This is a genomic window from Stenotrophomonas sp. CASM106, assembly GCF_049384825.1.
In the GTDB taxonomy this organism is placed as follows: domain Bacteria; phylum Pseudomonadota; class Gammaproteobacteria; order Xanthomonadales; family Xanthomonadaceae; genus Stenotrophomonas; species Stenotrophomonas muris.
In genome coordinates, this window is the sequence record NZ_JBMRFS010000008.1 from 63130 (window position 1) to 82786 (window position 19657).

Below are 19657 nucleotides of genomic sequence, written 5' to 3' on the forward strand. Positions count from 1 at the left end.
GCTGCGGGCGGATGCACCGCCTGCAAAAAAGCCACCCTTGCGGGTGGCTTCTTTGTTGCCGGCAGGGCGACGGATCAGTGCGTGGTCGTTGCCGGATTGCCCGCGTCCTGGGTCAGCAGGCGGTTGACGTCCTGCAGCTCTGCCACGTCCAGCGCACCCAGCGACTGGCTCAGCAGCAGGCGGTTCTGCAGGAAGGTGTAGCGGGCCTGGGCGTAGTCCAGCTGCGCCGAGAACAGGATGCGCTGGTTCTGGATCACGTCCAGCACGGTACGGGTACCGACTTCCAGGCCGACCTGCGAGGCGTCGTACGCGCTCTGTGCCGAGACCACGGCCAGGCGACGGGCCTCCACTTCGCTGATGCCCTGTACCAGGGTCTGGTAGGCATTGCGGGTGTTGCGGTCCAGGGCGCGCTTCTGCTGCTCGTAGCCGTCCTGGGCGATGTCACGCTGGGCCAGCGCCTGGCGCACGCCGGACTGGGTGGCACCACCGGAGAAGATCGGCACGCTCAGGGTCAGGCCGATGCTGTTGGTGCGGGCGTCCGGCGACAGCGAACCGGAACCAGTGCTGTCACCCCAGGTCGCGCTCTTGCCCCAGCTGCCGCCCAGCGACAGGGTCGGGTAATGGCCGCCACGGGCGGCCTGCACGCCAGCCTCGGCGGCGCTGACCTTCAGTTCCTGCGCCTTCAGCGCCGGATTCTGGGTGGTGGCCTGCTGCACCAGCTCATCGATGTTGCCACGGTTGGCCGGCACTTCCGGGCGGAAGTCGGCCGGCAGCCCACGCAGGTTGGTCACCGGCTGGCCGGTCAGTTCGGTCAGGGCCTGGTAGTTATCGGCCAGGGTGTTCTGCGCAACGATGGTGTTGGCACGCGCCTGGTCGTACTGGGCGCGTGCTTCGTGCACGTCGGTGATCGGCGCCAGGCCCACTTCCAGGCGCTTGTCGGCGAAGTCGAACTGCTTCTTCGCGGCCGCTTCATTGGTCTGTGCGGCATTCAGCGATTCGATCGCCACCAGCACGTTGAAGTAGGCCGCCGAGGTGCGCACGATCAGGCTGTCGTTGGCCGAATCGAGGGTGAAGTCCGCCGCCTTGCTCAGCTCGCGCTGCGAACGCAGGTTGTTGATCTGGGTCCAGTTGAACAGCGTCTGGCTGCCGTCGATCGTGTAGGTGCGGCGCTTGTTGGTGAACGAGCCGGAGTTGGCGTCGGCGTTCGGCTCACTGCGCGTGCGGTTCAGCTGGGCCTGGCCGTTGATCTGCGGCAGCAGGGCGGCGCGCGCCTGCACGGCGCCTTCCTTGTCATACAGCCGGGTCGATTCGGCGGCGGACAGCTGCGGATCGCCATTGCGCGCCATTTCGTAGACCTGCAGCAGGTCGGCGGCATGGGCGGACAACGGCAGCAGGGCAGTGGCCAGCGCAACAGCGAGGGATCGGCGGATCATTGCGGCTTCCTTGGACTCAGAGGTGGAACTGGGGGGCCGGGGCGGCACCACGCAGGTAATCGATATCGGTCTCGAACAGGGACTCGCTGCTGCCGTCGGCCTTGACCAGCAGGGCCTCCATCGCCGGCGAGCGGCCGTGGATCACGAACAGGCGACCACCCGGACGCAGCCACGAAGCGAACTGTGACGGCACCACGTCGACCGCACCAGTGACACAGATCACGTCAAAGCGGCGTTCGGTCTGCCAGGACAGGGCGTCGGCCACTTCCACGCGGACGTTGGTGCCCAGGCCGGAAGCATCCAGACGGGCGCGCGCGGCGGCGGCCAGCTCCGGGTCGATTTCCAGGCTCAGCACGTCGCGCGCCAGCGCGCCGATGCAGGCCGACAGGAAGCCGCTGCCGGTGCCGATTTCCAGCACTTCGTCACCCGGCTGCAAGTCCAGCGCCTGCAGGGTACGGCCCTCGATGACCGGCTTCATCATCTTCTGGCCATGGCCGATCGGCAGTTCGACATCGGCGTAGGCCAGTGCCCGGTGTGCATCGGCGACAAAAGCCTCGCGCGGCAGGCGGGCCAGGACGTCGAGCACCTTGATGTCCAGCACGTCCCAGGGACGGATCTGCTGTTCCACCATCAGTTCGCGGGCGTGGGCGTAATCAATCGTCATGAGGTTCAAATCCAGCGCAGTGGGCCGGCCATTTTACCGGTGCCGGAGGCCGGCGGCGCGCCCAGAGCATCAGCTGCCGGGTGGCCGGGGTCGCAGTGCCGGAAGTCATCGCGACCTCCGGTTCGTTCAGTTTTGGTTATTCAGCCGTCCCGACCCCTCGCGGCGCATAGGCGCGCAGGAAGAAGTCGATGCTGGCAGTCACGTGGGCAACAGGGTCGCATTCCACCGGTGACAGTGGCATGCCGCACATCATATGCATGTGCACTTCGCCCTTGACCAAGGTCAGGAACTGCTCGCCAGCCAGCGAATAGTCGGTGATTTCCAGCTCGCCGCGCTCGGCGCGTGCCCGCAGGAAGTCAGCCAGGGCCTCGCAGGTACGTTCCGGTCCTGCCTTCCAGAACAGCTCGCGCAGGCGTTCGTCGGTCTCCGGCGCCATCATCATGCGCTGGATCGAGATCGCCGCATCGGACGTGATCAGTTCGAAGAAGGCCAGACCGATCCCGATCAGCTGGTCGCGCAGCGGGCCGTCCGCGTCGGCCACGAACAGGGCATCGGGCAGCATTTCAATGCACTTCGACTGCACGGCCTCGGAGAACAGGGTCTCCTTGTCGCCGAAGTGGCTGTACACAGTCAGTTTCGAGACGCCGGCCTGAGCGGCGATGGTGTCCATGCTCACGCCGGTATAGCCCTGTTCGATGAACAGTGTCTTGGCTGCTTCAAGGATCGCCGCGCGCTTGCCGAGGTCCTTGGGGCGCCCGGGTCCGGCGGCCTTGGCAGCGGGCTTGGCCGACGGCTTGCGGGAAGTGTGAGAACTCATCACGACAATACTAGACCAAGCGGTTCGATATTTATACTATACCGGCCGGTTTATTAAATTGGGCCGGCAGTCGCGGCTCCCCCCTTAGTTGCAACCCTGCGTTTTCAGGACGTTGACCGATGAAGATCGTGCGCTGGATGGGCGGTATGGTGTGGATGGCTGCGCTGGCAGCCTGTTCGGGACAGGAACAGGCGCCCCACGCGGCCGTTCCGGTGCTGGTGGTTCACCCTGGCGAGCAGGCCGGGCAGGCGCCGGCGGCGTTCCCGGGCACGGTGCGTGCGCGGCAGGAAAGTCCACTGTCGTTCCGCGTTGGCGGCAACCTGGTCAAGCGCCACGTCGATGCCGGGCAACGGGTGAAGAAGGGCGACGTGCTGGCCGAGCTGGACGTGGCCGACTTCGCGCTGCAGGCCCGCGCCTCGCAGGCGCAGCTTGCTGCGGCCGAAGCCGATCTGGTGCGTGCCCGTGATGACCTCAAGCGCTACCAGGTGCTGGCCGACCAGCAGCTGGTCAGCCGCTCGCAGCTGGACCAGCAGTCCGCCGCCTTCAAGGCCGCGCAGGGCCAGGCCAACGCCGCCCGCGCCAACCTCGATGTGCTGCGCAACCAGGCCGACTACGCACAGCTGCGCGCGCCGTCCGATGGCGTGATCGCCAGCCGCGAGGCCGAAGCCGGGCAGGTGGTGTCGGCCGGCCAGACCATCTTCAACCTGGCCGCCGATGGCGGGCGCGAAGTGCTGATCGACCTGCCCGAGGCCACCATCCGCGACTATGCGGTGGGCCAGCCGGTCGAGGTGGAGCTGTGGAACCGTCCTGGCCAGCGCCTGCCAGGCACGATCCGCGAGATCGCCGCTGCCGCCGATCCACAGGCACGCACCTATGCAACCCGGGTCAGCCTGCCCGCCGATGCGCTGGCCGATGTCGAACTGGGCCAGAGCGCGCGCGTCTACAGCAGCGCCGGCCGCCACGGCACCCTGCAGCTGCCGCTCGGTGCGCTGCAGCGCGGTGCCAACGGTGCCGCCAGCGTGTGGGTGGTCGATCCGGCCAACAGCACGCTGAAGGCCGCGTCGGTCACCACCGGTGCCTATGGCAGCGAATCGGTGCCGGTGCTGTCCGGCGTGAATGCGGGTGACTGGGTGGTCGCTGCCGGCGGACACCTGTTGCGTGCCGGCCAGCCGGTGATCGCCGTGGACCGCCAGAACCGCCCGGTGCTGAAGCCGGCCACGCCGACCGCTGCCGCCAAGGCCAAGGAGTAAGCCGGTGCGCCGCTTCAATCTTTCCGAGTGGGCGTTGTCCAACCGCCCGCTGGTGCTGTTCGCGATGCTTGCCTTCGCGCTGATCGGCGCATGGTCGTACAAGCATCTGGGCCAGTCCGAGGATCCGCCATTCACCTTCAAGGCGATGGTGGTGCGCACGCTTTGGCCGGGCGCCACCGCCGAACAGGTCTCGCGGCAGGTGACCGAGCCGATCGAGAAGGCGCTGATGAACACCGGCGAGTACGAGTTCATCCGCTCCTATTCGCGCCCCGGCGAATCGCAGGTCATCTTCATGGCGCGCGACAGCCTGCGTTCCAGGCAGATCCCGGACCTGTGGTACCAGGTTCGCAAGCGCGTGGGCGACATCCGTGCGACGCTGCCGCGCGAGATTGTCGGCCCGTTCTTCAACGATGAGTTCGGCGACACCTACGGGAACATCTATGCGTTGACCGGCAAGGGCTTCGACTACGCGGTTATGCGCGACTACGCCGACCGCATCCAGCTGGAACTGCAGCGCGTGCCCGATGTCGGCAAGATCGACCTGGTCGGCCTGCAGGACGAGAAGGTGTGGATCGAACTGTCCAACACCCGGCTGGCAACGCTGGGTGTGTCGATGCAGCAGGTGCAGCAGGCGCTGGCCGACCAGAATGCGATCACCGGCACCAGCTTCTTCGAGACCGCCACCGATCGCGTGCAGCTGCGCGTGACGGGCCAGTTCAACGACATCGACGCCATCCGCCAGTTCCCGATCCGTGCTGGCGACCGCACCGTGCACCTGGGCGACATCGCCGAGGTCAAGCGTGGCTTCGCCGATCCGGCGTCGCCGAAGATGCGCTTCATGGGCGAAGAGGCGATCGGCCTGGCGGTGGCGATGAAGGATGGCGGTGACATCCTCAAGCTGGGCGCCAACCTCGACGCCGAGTTCGAGCGGCTGCAGAAGACCCTGCCGGCTGGCATGCAGCTGCGCAAGGTGTCCGACCAGCCGCAGTCGGTGGAGGAGTCGGTTGGCGAGTTCGTGCAGGTGCTGACCGAAGCGGTGGTGATCGTGCTGCTGGTCAGTTTCTTCTCGCTGGGCCTGCGCACCGGCCTGGTGGTGGGCGTGACCATTCCGCTGGTGCTGGCGATGACCTTCTTCGTCATGCATTACTTCGACATCGGCCTGCACAAGATTTCGCTGGGCGCACTGGTGCTGGCGCTGGGCCTGCTGGTGGACGATGCGATCATCGCGGTGGAGATGATGGCCACCAAGATGGAGCAGGGCTTCGATCGCCTGCGCGCGGCCAGCTTCGCCTGGGAATCGACCGCGTTCCCGATGCTGACCGGCACATTGATCACGGCAGCCGGCTTCCTGCCGATCGCCACGGCGGCATCGAGCACCGGTGAATACACCCGTTCGCTGTTCCAGGTGGTGACCATCGCACTGGTGGTGTCATGGATCGCAGCGGTGCTGTTCATCCCGTACCTGGGCGACAAGATGCTGCCGGACCTGTTCAATCCGCAGCCGCCGAAGCCCGGCAGCCTGTCCGCGCGTTGGCTGGCCAAGCGCCAGCAGTGGGCCGACCGCTATCCGGCGCTGGCCAACCTGATCGCACCGCCGCAGCATGGGCACGACCACGATCCCTACCAGCGCCCGTTCTACCGCAGCTTCCGGCGCTTCCTCGACGCCTGCCTGCGCCGCCGCTGGTGGGTGATCGCCGCGACCGTTGCCCTGTTCGTGTTCTCACTGATGATGTTCCGCTTCGTGCCGCAGCAGTTCTTCCCGGACTCGACCCGGCCGGAACTGATGGTGGACATCGAGCTGGCCGAGGGGGCGTCGCTGCGCTCGACCCAGGCCCAGGCCGAGAAGCTGGAGAAGCTGCTGTCCAGCCGCGAGGGCATCGCCAACTATGTGTCCTACGTGGGCACCGGTTCGCCGCGCTTCTACCTGCCGCTGGACCAGCAGCTGCCGGCGACCAACTTCGCCCAGTTCGTGGTGCTGGCCAAGGACATCAAATCGCGCGAAAGCACCCGTGACTGGCTGCTGCACGAGGTGATTCCGAAGTTCCCGGACGTGCAGATGCGCGTGACCCGCCTGGAGAACGGCCCGCCGGTCGGTTATCCGGTGCAGATGCGCATCTCCGGCGAGCACATCGAGAAGGTGCAGGCGATCGCGCGCCAGGTCGAGGCCAAGGTGCGTGAGAACCCGCACGTGATGAACGTCAACCTGGACTGGAGCGAGCCGAGCAAGGTGGTGCGGCTGGTGATCGACCAGGAGCGTGCCCGCGCGCTGGGCGTGAGCAGCGCCCAGGTCAGCCAGTTCCTGGCCAGTTCGCTGGCCGGCCAGTCGGTGAGCGTGTATCGCGAAGGCAACCGCCAGATCGAGATGCTGCTGCGCGGACCGGCCGATGAGCGCAACCAGCTGGAGCTGCTGTCCAGCCTGTCGATGCCGACCGCCAACGGCGGCAGCATCACGCTGTCGCAGGTGGCGACGATGGAGTACGGCTTCGAGGACGGCATCATCTGGCACCGCAACCGGTTGCCGACCGTGACCGTGCGCGCCGACATCAGCGATGGCATGCAGGCGCTGGACGTGGTGCACCAGATCGTGCCCACGCTGGATGGCATCCGTGCCGAGCTGCCCAGCGGCTACCTGCTGGAGACCGGCGGCACCGTGGAGGACTCGGCGCGCGGCCAGAACTCGATCAAGGCCGGCATGCCGCTGTTCCTGGTGGTGGTGGCGACGCTGCTGATGCTGCAGCTGCGCAGCTTCTCGCGTGCGGCGATGGTGCTGGTGACCGCGCCGCTGGGCATCATCGGTGCGACCCTGTTCCTGCTGCTGTTCCGTGCGCCGTTCGGCTTCGTCGCGCTGCTGGGCACGATCGCACTGGCCGGCATGATCATGCGCAACTCGGTGATCCTGATCGACCAGATCCAGCAGGACATCGATGCCGGGCATGATCGCTGGCATTCGATCATCGATGCCACGGTGCGCCGCTTCCGCCCGATCGTGCTGACCGCGCTGGCGGCCGTGCTGGCGATGATTCCGCTGTCGCGCAGCGCGTTCTATGGCTCGATGGCGATCTCGATCATGGGTGGTCTGATCGTGGGTACGGTGCTGACGCTGGTGTTCCTGCCGGCGTTGTACGCGGCGTGGTTCCGGGTGAAGCCGGACGAATCCGGGGCGTAATGCCCCGGGTTCTGCGGCCACGGCCCCTGGCAGGTGCCAACCTCGGTTGGCACTGAAGCATGCATCCACACAAGGCGTGGACTGATCTGCTCGCGGAATCTGCCTTCTGTAGTGCCGAGCCATGCTCGGCTGCTCTTCGCTCTTCGCTCTTCGCTCTTCGCTCTTCGCTCTTCGCGCGATGATGGGATGAGTCGAGCATGGCTCGACTCTACAGAAGCACCCACGCATGACGTGCATCTACAGCAGCGGATCGTTGCCCTGGTAGGTGCCAACCTTGGTTGGCACTGCAGCATGCATCCACGCATGGCGTGGACTGATCTGCTCGCGGGATCTGCTTTCTGTAGAGCCGAGCCATGCTCGGCTGCTCTTCGCTCTTCGCTCTTCGCTCTTCGCGCGATGATGGGATGAGTCGAGCATGGCTCGACTCTACAGAAGCACCCGCGCATGACGTGGATCTACTGCAGCTGCAGGCCGATCCGCAGCACTGGCAGCAGCCACTCGACGAACACCTGCACGCGCAGTGCACGGTGTTGCCGATGCGGTTGCAGCAGGGTCACCGGCAGCGGCTGCGCCGCGTACTGCGGCATCACCTCCACCAATGCGCCTGACTGCAGCTCGGCCTGCACGTCGTAGCGCGGAATCTGCAAAAGCCCCAATCCCGCCACGCAGCACGCGATCGAGGCCTCGGCGCTGTTCACGCGTACCCAGCCGGGCATCGGCAGCGTGCGCAGCTGGCCGCCATCCTGCCATTCCCACGGTTCCACCCGTGCCGTGGTCGGCGACGCATAGTTCACCGCGCGGTGCTGCGGCAGGTCGGCAGGATGCTGCGGAACACCGTGCTCGCGCAGGTAGGCCGGCGCGGCCACGTTGACGAAGTCGAGCTGGCCCAGCGTGCGGGCCACGAGGCTGGAATCGCCCAGCTGGCCGACCCGCAGCACCGCATCGCAGCCGTCTTCGATCAGGTTCACCGCGCGGTCGGTCATGCCCAGGTCCACTTCCAGCTGTGGATAGCGCGCGAAGAAATCCGGCAACGCCGGGGCGATGATGCGACGGCCGATGCGGCTGGGTACGTCGATCTTCAGCAAACCGGCCGGTTGCGCGTCGTCCTGCCGGAACAGCGACTCGGCGTCTTCAACCTCCGCGATCAGGCGCAGGCAGCGGGCATGGAACACGTCGCCGTCATGGGTGGTGGATACCCGTCGGGTCGAGCGCTGCAGCAGGCGGGTGCCAAGCCGCTGTTCCAGCTCGGCAATCGCCGCCGAGACGGTCGAGCGGGGCAGGCCGAGCTGGTCGGCGGCGCGGGTGAAGCTCGCGCACTCCACGACCCGGGTGAAAATGCGGAAGCGATCGATCCGGTCCATTGTTCGCTGGCTCTGGAAAGTTAAGTCAATGTGGCGGGCTTTATCCGCTTTTTCTGCACGATATCGTCGTCAGGGCAGGGTTGCCACCCCGGGCAGCCCCCTCCCGAGACCGAAGCCATGACCGAGCATTCCCTCAAGGGCAAGACCGTGCTGATCGCCGGTGGCGCCAAGAACCTGGGCGGCCTGATCGCCCGCGACTTCGCCGCACAGGGCGCCAAAGCCATCGTCATCCACTACAACAGTGCCGCTACCCAGGCCGATGCAGAGGCAACCGTTGCCGCCGTGCAGGCGGCCGGCAGCAAGGCGGTGGCCCTGCAGGGCGACCTGACCTCGGCGGCAGCGATGGAGCGCTTGTTCGCCGATGCCGTGGCCGCAGCCGGCCGTCCCGACATCGCCATCAATACGGTCGGCAAGGTATTGAAGAAGCCGCTGCTGGAGATCAGCGAAGCCGAGTACGACGAGATGAGCGCGGTCAACGCCAAGGCCGCATTCTTCTTCCTCAAGGAGGCCGGCCGCCAGGTCAACGACGGCGGTCGCATCTGCACCCTGGTCACCTCACTGCTGGGTGCGTTCACGCCGTTCTATTCCAGCTATGCCGGCACCAAGGCGCCGGTCGAGCATTTCACCCGCGCGGCGTCAAAGGAGTTCGGTGAGCGCGGCATCTCGGTGACTGCGATCGGGCCGGGCCCGATGGACACGCCGTTCTTCTACCCGGCCGAGAGTGCCGATGCACAGGCGTACCACAAGACCGCGGCCGCGCTCTCGGCGTTCACCCGTACCGGCCTGACCGACATCGCCGACATCGTGCCGTGGATCCGCTTCCTGGTCACCGATGGCTGGTGGATGACCGGGCAGACCATCCTGGTCAATGGTGGGTACACCACCAAATAATGCAGCCGCGCACGGCGTGGATCTGCTGCGCGACATTCGAACGATCCACGCATGGCGTGGATCTACAGTAGAGCCACCCCATGGGTGGCTGCGCACAATGACCAAAGGCAGAGGCGCCACGCATGGAGTGGCGCCATCGGATCAGTTGAGTTTGGCCAGCACCGCATCCGTGGCGGCGGCGGTACTCACGGCCTGGCCCTTGGCGGCCAGGTCGGCAGTGAACACCCCATCATCCAGCACCGCGTGCACCGCCGCTTCCACTGCTGCGGCTTCGTCTTCCAGCCCCAGCGAATGGCGCAGCAGCATCGCCGCGCTGAAGATCGTCGCGTAGGGATTGGCGATGCCCTTGCCGGCGATGTCCGGGGCCGAACCGTGGATCGGTTCGTAGATGCCGACCGCACCCGGTTCACCCAGCGAGGCCGAGGGCAGCAGGCCGAGCGAGCCGGCCAGCATCGAGGCTTCGTCGGTGAGGATGTCGCCGAACATGTTCTCGGTGACGATCACGTCGTACTCGCGCGGCTTGGCCAGCAGGTGCATCGCCATCGAATCGACCAGCTGGTGCTCCAGCGCCACCTCCGGGAATTCCTCGCGGCCGATGCGCGCGGCCACGTCGCGCCACAGGCGCGAGGTTTCCAACACGTTGGCCTTGTCCACCGAGGTGACCCTGCCACGCCGCTGCCGGGCCAGGCGGAAGGCACTGCGCAGCACGCGCTCGATCTCGGCCACGGTGTAGCGGCACAGGTCGCTGGCACTGTCGGCATCGCGGGTCTTGTCGCCGAAGTAGATGCCGCCGGTCAGTTCGCGCACCACCACGAAGTCCACACCCTGCAGCAGCTCGGCCTTGATCGGCGAGGCGTGCAGCGCGGCCTCATGGGTGCGCACCGGGCGCAGGTTGGCGTACAGGCCCAGCGCCTTGCGGATCGCCAGCAGGCCCTGTTCCGGACGCACCTTGGCGTTCGGGTCGGACCACTTCGGGCCACCGACTGCGCCCAGCAGCACCGCGCTGGCGGCCTGGCAGGCGGCCAGGGTCGACGCCGGCAGCGGTTCGCCGTGGCGGTCGATGGCGATGCCACCGATGTCGTGCTCGCTGAAGGTGAAGCTGTGGTTGAAGCGTTCGGCGACGGCCTTCAGGACGGCGACTGCCGCGGCGGCCACCTCCGGGCCGATGCCATCACCGGGCAGGACAACAATTTCAGCGTGCATGCTCACTCTCGTAACGTTCGATTTCAGGGACACGGCCCAACAGATACCCCAACTGGTCGACACCTTCCAGCAGGCAGGTCTGCGAGAAGCCGTCCAGCGGGAAGGAATAGACGCGGCCGTCCGGCGTGCGCAGTTCGCGCGCGGCCACGTCGATGGTCAGCTCATCATCCGGGCGCTGCATCAGCGCCTGCACGTCGGCCTCGTCCAGCACGATCGGCAGCAGGCCGTTCTTCAGCGAGTTGCCGCGGAAGATGTCGGCGATCTCGCTGCTGACGATGGCGCGCAGGCCCAGGTCGGTCAGCGCCCACGGTGCATGTTCGCGCGACGAGCCGCAGCCGAAGTTGCGACCCGCCAGCAGGATGCTGCGGCCGGCGTTGTGCGGCTGGTTGAAGGCGAAGTCGGCCACCGGTGAACCGTCGGCCTGCCAGCGCCAGTCATTGAAGGCGTTGCGGCCCAGGCCGGCGCGTTCGGTGGTGGACAGGAACCGCGCCGGGATGATCTGGTCGGTGTCGATGTTGGTCTGGCGCAGCACCACGCTGGCCGAGGTCAAGGTACGGAAACCGGCCATCACGCCACCTCCTGTGCGAACAGCTCGCGGGTGTCGGCGACATGCCCGTTCACCGCGGCCCACGCCGCGCTCATCGGTGAGGCCAGCAGGGTGCGCGAACCGGGACCCTGGCGGCCTTCGAAATTACGGTTGCTGGTGCTCACGGCCAGCTGCCCGGGCGCGACCAGATCACCATTCATGGCGATGCACATCGAGCAGCCCGGCTCGCGCCACTCGGCACCGGCCGCGCGCACGATCTCATGGATGCCTTCGGCCTCGGCCTCTCGCTTGACGATCTCCGAGCCCGGCACCACCAGCATGCGCACCCGGTCGGCGACGCGACGACCGCGCAGCACCTGCGCCACCTCACGCATGTCACTCAGGCGGCCGTTGGTGCAGGAACCGACGAACACCACGTCCACCGGCGTTCCGGCCAGCGCCTTTCCGGCCTGGAAATGCATGTAGTCCAGGCCCTTCTGTGCGGCGGCATCGTTGGCGGCCGGGATCGGCGCATCCACCGCGATGGCGGTACCCGGGTGGGTGCCCCAGGTCAGGGTCGGGCGGATATCGGCGGCGTCGATGTGCACTTCGCTGTCGAAGTGCGCGCCGTCATCACTGCGCAGCTGCTGCCAGCGCGCCACCGCAGCCTCGAAATCGGCGCCCTTTGGGCCGCGCGGGGTGTTGGCGACGAAGTCGAAGGTGACCTGGTCCGGCGCCACCATACCGGCACGCGCACCCGCTTCGATCGACATGTTGCACAGGGTCATGCGCTGTTCCATGTCCATCGCTTCGATGGTGCTGCCGCGGAACTCGATCACGTGGCCGGTGCCGCCATTGACGCCGATCACGCCGATGATGTGCAGAACCACGTCCTTGGCGCCGACACCCGGCGCCAGCGGCCCATCGACGGTGATCGCCAGCGTCTTCGCCTTGCGCTGCAGCAGGCATTGCGTGGCCAGCACGTGGCCGACCTCGCTGGTGCCGATGCCGAACGCCAGCGAACCGAAGGCACCGTGGGTGGAGGTGTGGCTGTCGCCGCAGACGATGGTCATGCCCGGCTGGGTGAAGCCCTGCTCGGGCGCGATCACGTGGACGATGCCGCGGTTGTCCGAGGCCATGTCGAACAGCTCGATGCCGTGCTCGGCGCAGTTGCGCGCCAGCGTGGCGACCTGTGCCTCGGAGGCGGCGCTGGCATAGGGCAGCGTGCCGTCCGCGGCGGCCGGCAGGGTCGGCGTGGAGTGGTCCATCGTCGCCTTGGTGCGGTCCGGCCGGCGCGGCGACAGGCCGCGTTCGCGCAGTTCGGTGAAGGCCTGCGGCGAGGTCACCTCGTGGATCAGGTGCAGGTCGATGTACAGCACGGCGGGCGCGCTGTCGGATTCGGGAACCACCACGTGGGCGTCCCACAGTTTGTCGTACAGGGTGCGGGGTGCGGAAGTCATGCGTATGCCTGGCAGAAGTACGAAATAGCGAACATCAGTAAGGAAAGCGGAACGGTCAAGTCAGCGACGGCGGGCGAGCACACGCAGGCGGACGTAGTCGGCCAGCGGCTGGCCAGATGCGTCACGCGGCAGCTCGGCCAGCAGTGCGGTGGCCGCCTCGCGCACGGTGGCGCGGGCCTCGGCCGGCAGGTCGTCCAGCAGCGGTGCGGCGAATACCCGCAGCCAGCCGGCCACGCCGGTCGGCAGTGCGGTCGGGCGCGGCGTGCACTCGATCAGTTGCACCTGGAAGCCATGCTGGCGCAGGCGATCGGCGTAGGCGTCGGCCGTCGGGAAGTACCACCGGAAGGTGCTGGCGCCATGCCCGTGGGCCACGCGCGCGGCCTGCACGGCCGCGACGATCGTGGCCACGTTGCCGTGGCCGCCGAACTCGGCGACGAAGCGGCCACCGGGGCGCAGGGCGCGGCGCACGCCTTCCAGCACGCGGTCCGGAGTCGTCATCCAATGCAGTGCCGCATTGCTGAACACCGCATCGAACTCGCTGTCGAACGACAGTGCGTGGCCGTCCATCAGCTGGGCGTCGACGCCGCGCGCACGGGCGGCGATCACCAGTTCCGGCGAGGCATCCACGCCGTGGATGCGCGCACCGCTCAGGGCCAGTTCGGTGCTGAGTACGCCATCGCCACAGCCCAGGTCGAGGATGCGCTCACCGGCGCGCGGGTCGAGCAGGCGCGATACCGCACCGCCGAGCAGCGGCACGAAGCCGGCATCGATCGCATAGTCCTGGGCGTTCCACTGCTGGCCAGCGGCGCTGGCCGGGGTGGGGGTGTCGAAGGCGCTCATGGTGGGATCCTCAGGCGGTGGCGGAAGCGGGAACGTCGGCGCTGCTGTGGACGGCGGCCTGACGCTGGCGCAGCAGGCGGTTGGCCACATCCAGCCAGGCCAGCGCGGAGGCTTCGATGATGTCTTTGCTGGTGCCGGTGCCGTCGTACTCCACGCCGTCATGGCGCACACTGAGGTTGGCTTCACCGCGCGCATCGGCGCCGATGCCGACGCTGTGCACGTGATAGCTGTCCAGCATCAGCTGCACGCCGGTGGCGGCCGACAGCGCGCCGAACAGCGCATCGACCGGGCCGTCGCCCTGCGCGGTCTCGGCCACGCGGTTGCCATCCGGGTCGGACAGTTCGACCAGCGCGTTGGCGCGGCTGCCGACGTCGCTGATGGTCATCGAGGCCAGGCGGTAACCCTGCGCGCTGGAGCCGCCCTGCATCAACGTCTGCAGGTCGGCATCGGTGACCACGCGCTGCTGTTCGCACAGGCCCTTGAACTGCTCGAACACCAGCTTCAGTTCGTCTTCGTCCAGCCAGAAGCCCAACGCACGCAGGCGCGCTTCGACGGCGGCGCGGCCACTGTGGCGGCCCAGCACCATCTGCGAATCTTCCCAGCCCACGTCTTCCGGACGCATGATTTCGTAGGTGCCGCGATGGCGCAGCATGCCGTGCTGGTGGATGCCCGATTCATGGGCGAACGCGTTGGCACCGACGATGGCCTTGTTGCGCTGTACCGGCATGCCGACCAGACGCTGCAGCAGCTGCGAAGTGCCGACGATGCGTGGGGTGTTGATCGAACTGTCCTGTTCGTAGAAGGCCTGGCGGACCTTCAGCACCATCGCGATCTCTTCCAGCGAACAGTTGCCGGCGCGCTCGCCGATGCCGTTGATGGTGCACTCGACCTGGCGTGCACCGCCTTCGATGGCGGCCAGCGAGTTGGCCACCGCCAGGCCCAGGTCGTTGTGGCAGTGCGCGCTGAAGATCACGTTGGCCGCGTTCGGCACGTCGGCGACGCCGGCGATGACCTGCTGGAACATCGCGCGGATTTCTTCCGGCGTGGTGAAGCCGACGGTGTCGGGCAGGTTGATGGTGGTGGCGCCGGCGGCAATCGCCACGCGCGAAACCTCGATCAGGTAGTCCAGCTCGGTGCGGGTGGCATCCTCGGCCGAGAACTCGACGTCGTCGATGTAGGAACGGGCCAACGAGACGTGCTTGCGTACCGACTCCAGCACCTGCTCGCGGGTCATCCGCAGCTTGTGCTCGCGGTGCAGCGGGCTGGTCGACAGGAACACGTGCAGGCGCGGGTTGGCTGCCGCTTCCAGTGCACGTGCGGAGGTCTCGATATCGGCCTGCAGGCAGCGCGACAGCACCGCCAGGCTCAGGCTCGGGCGGCGCAGTTCGCGGCCGATCAGCGCCATCGCCTCGCGGTCGGATTGCGAGCTGGCCGGGAAGCCGGTCTCGATGATGTCCACGCCCAGTTCGTCCAGCGCACGCGCCATCACCAGCTTCTGCGGCGGGCTCATGCTGCAGCCGGGGGACTGCTCGCCGTCACGCAGGGTGGTGTCGAAGATGCGGATGCGCGGGGTGGTAATTCGTTCGATGGTGGTCACAGGGAAATCTCCTCGACAGCGGGTGCGACGGCTTGCAGGGGGGAAGGGGAAGAGGCGGGGGAGGCGAGGGCGCTGGCCTTGGTCGGCGAGCGCGGGGTTTCGCTGCGCCGTCGCCGCGGTTTGCGTGGCGGGCGCGGACGGATGTCGGTGAGCAGGCCGGCCAGGACACCGGCATCGATGTTGCCGCCGGACACCACCGCACACTTGCGGCGGCCGGCGACGCGGCGGCCGGCCGCCAGCGCCAACGCGCCCGCGCCCTCGGCGATGATGTGTTCCTCCAGCGCAAGCCGGACCAGCGTTTCGCGCAGTTCGGCCTCGCGCACGATCACCACATCGTCCAGCAGCGAGGTGCACAGGCGGCGGGTCAGGAAGCCGGGAATCTTCACCCGCACGCCGTCGGCCAGAGAGGCAACCGGGGCGATCTCGCGCACGTCGCCGCGGATCGCACGTGCCATCGAATCGACGCCTTCCACCTGCGCGCCAATCACGCGCACGCCCTGCGATTTCAGCGCCAGTGCAACGCCGGAGGCCAGTCCACCGCCGCCGATCGGCACGATCACCACGTCCGGCGCGTGTGCGGCCAGCTCGATGCCGACCGTGCCCTGGCCCGCGATCACATCGGCGTCGTCGAACGCGGACAGGAAGCGGTAGCCGTGTCGCTGTGCCAGTTCGACCGCGAAGGCGTAGGCCTCGTCGTAGCTGGTGCCGTGCTGGCGAACGGTCGCGCCCCAGTGGGCGACGCCGGCGATCTTGGTGGCCGGTGCGCCATGCGGCATCACGGTGATGGCCGGCACGTCCAGGCGGTAGGCCGCCCATGCCACGCCCTGGGCATGGTTGCCGGCCGAGGCGCAGATCACCGGCCGGGTATCGCCGCGCTCGCGGCCGGCCAGCAGCGCGTTCAACGCGCCGCGTACCTTGTAGGACCCGGTGCGCTGCAGGTTCTCCAGCTTCAGCCAGGTGCCGAAGCGCTCGGCATGGTGCAGCGGGGTAGGCGGCAGGAAGCGGCGCAGCCGGGCCTGCGCCGCCAGTACGTCGGCGACGCTTACGTCGCCGACATCGCTTTCCTGGCTGGCATCAGCGGCCGGCATGGGCCACCAGCGCGGTGCGGGCGACCGCCGCATGCGGGCACGGGCGGCGAAGAAGACGCCTCCGTACCGGCACCGTGGTCACTACGGTACGGGTGTTCATACGGATGCTCCTTCCACGGCAGTGACCTGCACGGACACGCAGTCGTAGATCTTCTCGATCTGCCGGCACAGCGTTTCCGCCGGGCGCTGGCCATCCACCACCAGCTGCAGGTGCCAGCGGCCATCGTCGGCGGCCACCGGCGCACCGCTGATCGCGCGCGGTGCGAAGCCCCGGCGTTCGGCCATGCCGATCACGCGCAGCAGCGCGCCTTCGGCCGGGTGCAGCACCAGGTCAAGCCGGTATTGCATTGGGGGTCTCCTGGCGGGCATGGGCAGGGTTGCTTTCCAGCATCGTGCTGTTGGCGGTGTTCGGCGGCACCAGTGGCCACACGTTGGCACGTGCATCGATGGCCACGTGCAGCAGGGCCGGGCCCGGTTCGGCCAGCAGCGCGGCCAGGCCGCCTTCCACGTCATCGCGGTTGTCGATGCGGGTGGCGGCGATGCCGAACACCTGTGCCAGCGCCACGAAGTCCGGGTTGTCGGACAGGTCGATCTCGCTGTAGCGCTCGGCGAAGAACAGTTCCTGCCACTGCCGCACCATGCCCAGCGAACTGTTGTCCAGCAGCACGATCTTCACCGGCAGGCGGCAACGCGCGATGGTCGCCAGCTCCTGCACGTTCATCATGAAGCTGCCGTCGCCGGACACCAGCACCACGGTGCGCTCCGGGCATGCGAACTGCGCACCCATCGCCGCCGGCAGGCCGAAGCCCATGGTGCCCAGCGCGCCACTGGTCAGGTGGTTGCGCGGGTGGTTGAAGCGGCAGTGCTGCGCCACCCACATCTGGTGCTGGCCGACATCGCAGGCGATCACCGCATCGGCCGGGGCCAGCTCGCTCAGGCGCTTCAGCAGCGCCGGGGCGTAGATGTGCTGGCCCGGTGCGTCGTAGCGTGCCGAGAAGCGGTCGCGGTGCTGCGCGCAACGCCTGCGCCACGCGTCCTGATGGGCCTTGGGGGAGGGGAAGGCCGCACGCAGGGCACGGATGGCATGGCCGACGTTGCCAGGCACGGCGACATCGGCGCTGCGCAGCTTGGAGATCTCGTAGGCGTCGGCATCGATATGGACGACGCGGGCGAACGGTGCGAACTCGGCCAGCTTGCCGGTGGCGCGGTCGTCGAAGCGTGCACCCAGCACCAGCAGCAGGTCGCTTTCCTGCACCGCCATGTTGGCCGCGCGGGTACCGTGCATGCCCAGCATGCCCAGTGACTGCGGATGGCTGGCCGGCAGCGCGCCCAGGCCACGCAGGGTCATCACGGTGGGGATGGCGCTGGCTTCGACGAAGTCGCGCAGGTCCTGCACCGCATCGCCCAGCGCGATGCCGCCACCGGCGTAGACCACCGGCTTCTCGGCGGCTGCCAGTGCGGCAATGGCTTCGGCGATGGCCGCTTCGGCCGGCGCAGGTGGCGGCTCGACGCTGCTCGGCACGTGCGCCGGCAGGTGGCTGGCATCGGCCAGCTGCACGTCCTTGGGCAGGTCGATCAGCACCGGGCCGGGCCGGCCCTCGCGGGCGACGCGGAAGGCATCGGCGACCACGCGCGGCAGGTCGTCGACGCTGCGCACCAGCCAGCTGTGCTTGACGATCGGCATGGTCAGGCCGAACACATCCAGTTCCTGGAAAGCGTCAGTACCCAGCAGCGGCGTGGCGACCTGGCCGGTGATGCAGACCATCGGCACCGAATCCAGCATCGCATCGGCAATGCCGGTGACCAGGTTGGAGGCGCCCGGGCCGGAGGTGGCCACGCAGACGCCGACCTGGCCGCTGGCGCGGGCGAATCCATTCGCCGCCAGTGCGGCACCCTGCTCGTGGCGCACCAGGATGTGCTTCAGCGACGAATCCACCAGCGCGTCGTAGAACGGCATGATGGTGCCGCCGGGATAGCCGAACAGCGTGCGGATGCCTTCGGCTTCCAGCGCCTGGGTCAGCCAGCGCGCGCCGTTGGGCGGCGCGCTGCGGTGTGTGGAAGAGTTCATGGGGGAACCTTGCAAAGCGGGTGGGGGAGGGCCGCGCGGTTACGCGGCCTGTCCTTGCAACCAGACCATCTTGGCGCGCAGTTCCTTGCCCACCTTCTCGATCGGGTGCTCCAGGTCGGCCTGCTTGAACCGGTTGTAGTTCGGCAGGCCCGCTTCGTACTCGGCCACCCAGTTCTTGGTGAAGGTGCCGTCCTGGATGTCCTTCAGCACCTCCTTCATGCGCGCCTTGGTGCCGGCGTCGATCACCCGCGGGCCGCTGACGTAGTCGCCGTACTGCGCGGTCTCGGAGATGAATTCCAGCATGCGCGAGATACCGCCTTCATAGAACAGGTCGACGATCAGCTTCAGCTCGTGCAGCACTTCGTAATAGGCGATCTCCGGCTGGTAGCCAGCTTCGACCAGGGTTTCGAAACCGGCCTGCACCAGCGCCGAGGCACCGCCGCACAGCACCGCCTGCTCGCCGAACAGGTCGGTCTCGGTCTCTTCCTTGAAGGTGGTCTGGATCAGGTTGGCGCGTGCACCGCCGAGGCCGGCCGCATAGGCCAGTGCGTACTCGGCCGCCTTGCCGCTCTTGTCCTGGTAGACCGCCCAGATGCAGGGCACGCCACGGCCGATCTCGTACTCGCGGCGCACCAGCGCGCCCGGGCCCTTGGGCGCAACCAGCACCACGTCCAGGTCGTCGCGCGGCCTGATCATGTCGAAGTGCACGTTCAGGCCGTGCGCGAACAGCAGCACCGCACCCTGCTTCATGTTCGGCGCCAGCACGTCGTCGTAGAGCTTCTTCTGCACCATGTCCGGGGTCAGCACGGCGACCAGGTCCGCATCCTTCACCGCGTCGGCCGGTGCTTTCACGGTGAAGCCGTCGGCCTGTGCCTTGACTTCGGTCGGGCCGCCCGGACGCAGGCCTACCACCACGTCGAAGCCGGATTCGCGCAGGTTCAGTGCGTGGGCGCGGCCCTGGCTGCCGTAGCCGATGACGGCGATCTTGGTCTGGGGCAGGTCGTTGGTGCTCATGGGGGAGGTTCCTTGCGGTGGGAAGAAAAAAAGAACGGCCGGTCGTCGAGGTGACGTACCGGCCGGTCAGGGGAAAGCGGTGGAGGAGGCACCATGCGCCGCGCAGGCACAGCCACCACGAGGCGTGGCGGCGGTGTGGGTCCGGGTTTTGCGTTGGGCGTTGTGCATGGTGGTTGCGTCTGAAACCAGGTTCTGAAATGAAAAAACCCACACCGGGGCGGGTGCGGGTTTTTGAAGAGTTCCGGTGTATTCGTTGCTTACACGCTGGCTCGTCCCGCA

Annotated in this window: 16 protein-coding genes; 3 read left to right on the forward strand and 13 right to left on the reverse strand. The window is 67.6% G+C overall.

The genetic code is table 11. The features are described from left to right. Positions 1-74 precede the first annotated feature (74 nt). The 3 genes from VG556_RS17540 to VG556_RS17550 all read right to left on the reverse strand — a co-directional run bounded on the left by VG556_RS17540 (position 75) and on the right by VG556_RS17550 (position 2914). Positions 75-1433 (reverse strand): TolC family outer membrane protein, encoded by a 1359-nt coding sequence (locus VG556_RS17540; RefSeq protein WP_014648347.1) that lies wholly within the window; start codon positions 1431-1433, stop codon positions 75-77. Positions 1434-1449: 16 nt separating this feature from the next. After that, a complete protein-coding gene (locus VG556_RS17545; RefSeq protein ID WP_014648346.1) occupies positions 1450-2097 on the reverse strand; it encodes a protein-L-isoaspartate O-methyltransferase family protein in 648 nt (215 codons plus the stop codon). Positions 2098-2233: 136 nt separating this feature from the next. After that, positions 2234-2914, reverse strand: a complete 681-nt coding sequence (locus VG556_RS17550) for a TetR/AcrR family transcriptional regulator (protein WP_100450582.1) — start codon at positions 2912-2914, stop codon at positions 2234-2236. Positions 2915-3033: 119 nt separating this feature from the next. Between VG556_RS17550 and VG556_RS17555 the strand changes: the two genes are divergently transcribed. Both VG556_RS17555 and VG556_RS17560 read left to right on the forward strand, forming a co-directional pair. Further along, positions 3034-4164 carry an efflux RND transporter periplasmic adaptor subunit gene (locus VG556_RS17555; RefSeq protein ID WP_100450581.1) on the forward strand — a complete coding sequence of 377 codons (1131 nt, stop codon included), beginning with the start codon at positions 3034-3036 and terminating at the stop codon, positions 4162-4164. A gap of 4 nt (positions 4165-4168) precedes the next feature. Continuing rightward, complete coding sequence (locus VG556_RS17560) at positions 4169-7330, forward strand: efflux RND transporter permease subunit (RefSeq protein ID WP_053496227.1); 3162 nt, start codon at positions 4169-4171, stop codon at positions 7328-7330. Positions 7331-7785: 455 nt separating this feature from the next. On the opposite strand, the gene VG556_RS17565 is transcribed toward VG556_RS17560, so the two are convergent. Then, the gene (locus tag VG556_RS17565) at positions 7786-8691 is read right to left on the reverse strand and encodes a LysR family transcriptional regulator (RefSeq protein ID WP_049405007.1); all 906 of its coding nucleotides are present in this window, start codon (positions 8689-8691) and stop codon (positions 7786-7788) included. 117 nt (positions 8692-8808) lie between these two features. On the opposite strand from VG556_RS17565, the gene VG556_RS17570 reads away from it, so the two are divergent. Continuing rightward, complete coding sequence (locus tag VG556_RS17570; protein ID WP_100450580.1) at positions 8809-9582, forward strand: SDR family oxidoreductase; 774 nt, start codon at positions 8809-8811, stop codon at positions 9580-9582. 141 nt (positions 9583-9723) lie between these two features. Here VG556_RS17570 and leuB read toward each other — a convergent pair whose 3' ends face one another. From leuB to ilvC, 9 genes are all read right to left on the reverse strand, one after another. Then, complete coding sequence (gene leuB / locus VG556_RS17575; RefSeq protein ID WP_100450579.1) at positions 9724-10785, reverse strand: 3-isopropylmalate dehydrogenase; 1062 nt, start codon at positions 10783-10785, stop codon at positions 9724-9726. Next, positions 10775-11353, reverse strand: a complete 579-nt coding sequence (gene leuD / locus VG556_RS17580; RefSeq protein WP_005410953.1) for a 3-isopropylmalate dehydratase small subunit — start codon at positions 11351-11353, stop codon at positions 10775-10777. Before leuD ends, leuB begins: the two co-directional genes overlap by 11 nt. Continuing rightward, positions 11353-12771: a 3-isopropylmalate dehydratase large subunit gene (gene leuC / locus VG556_RS17585; protein ID WP_049405004.1), complete on the reverse strand. Its 1419-nt coding sequence runs from the start codon at positions 12769-12771 to the stop codon at positions 11353-11355. Before leuC ends, leuD begins: the two co-directional genes overlap by 1 nt. 60 nt (positions 12772-12831) lie before the next feature. Then, the gene (locus VG556_RS17590) at positions 12832-13611 is read right to left on the reverse strand and encodes a class I SAM-dependent methyltransferase (RefSeq protein ID WP_032958187.1); all 780 of its coding nucleotides are present in this window, start codon (positions 13609-13611) and stop codon (positions 12832-12834) included. A gap of 10 nt (positions 13612-13621) precedes the next feature. Continuing rightward, positions 13622-15208, reverse strand: a complete 1587-nt coding sequence (locus tag VG556_RS17595) for a 2-isopropylmalate synthase (RefSeq protein WP_100450578.1) — start codon at positions 15206-15208, stop codon at positions 13622-13624. Further along, a complete protein-coding gene (locus VG556_RS17600; RefSeq protein WP_049420878.1) occupies positions 15205-16296 on the reverse strand; it encodes a threonine dehydratase in 1092 nt (363 codons plus the stop codon). Before VG556_RS17600 ends, VG556_RS17595 begins: the two co-directional genes overlap by 4 nt. A gap of 96 nt (positions 16297-16392) precedes the next feature. After that, complete coding sequence (locus VG556_RS17605) at positions 16393-16644, reverse strand: ACT domain-containing protein (RefSeq protein ID WP_014038403.1); 252 nt, start codon at positions 16642-16644, stop codon at positions 16393-16395. After that, a complete protein-coding gene (ilvG, locus tag VG556_RS17610) occupies positions 16628-18364 on the reverse strand; it encodes an acetolactate synthase 2 catalytic subunit (protein ID WP_014648334.1) in 1737 nt (578 codons plus the stop codon). The genes VG556_RS17605 and ilvG overlap by 17 nt, the downstream gene beginning before the upstream one ends. Positions 18365-18403: 39 nt before the next feature. Then, positions 18404-19378 (reverse strand): ketol-acid reductoisomerase, encoded by a 975-nt coding sequence (gene ilvC, locus VG556_RS17615; RefSeq protein WP_014648333.1) that lies wholly within the window; start codon positions 19376-19378, stop codon positions 18404-18406. Positions 19379-19657 lie beyond the last annotated feature (279 nt).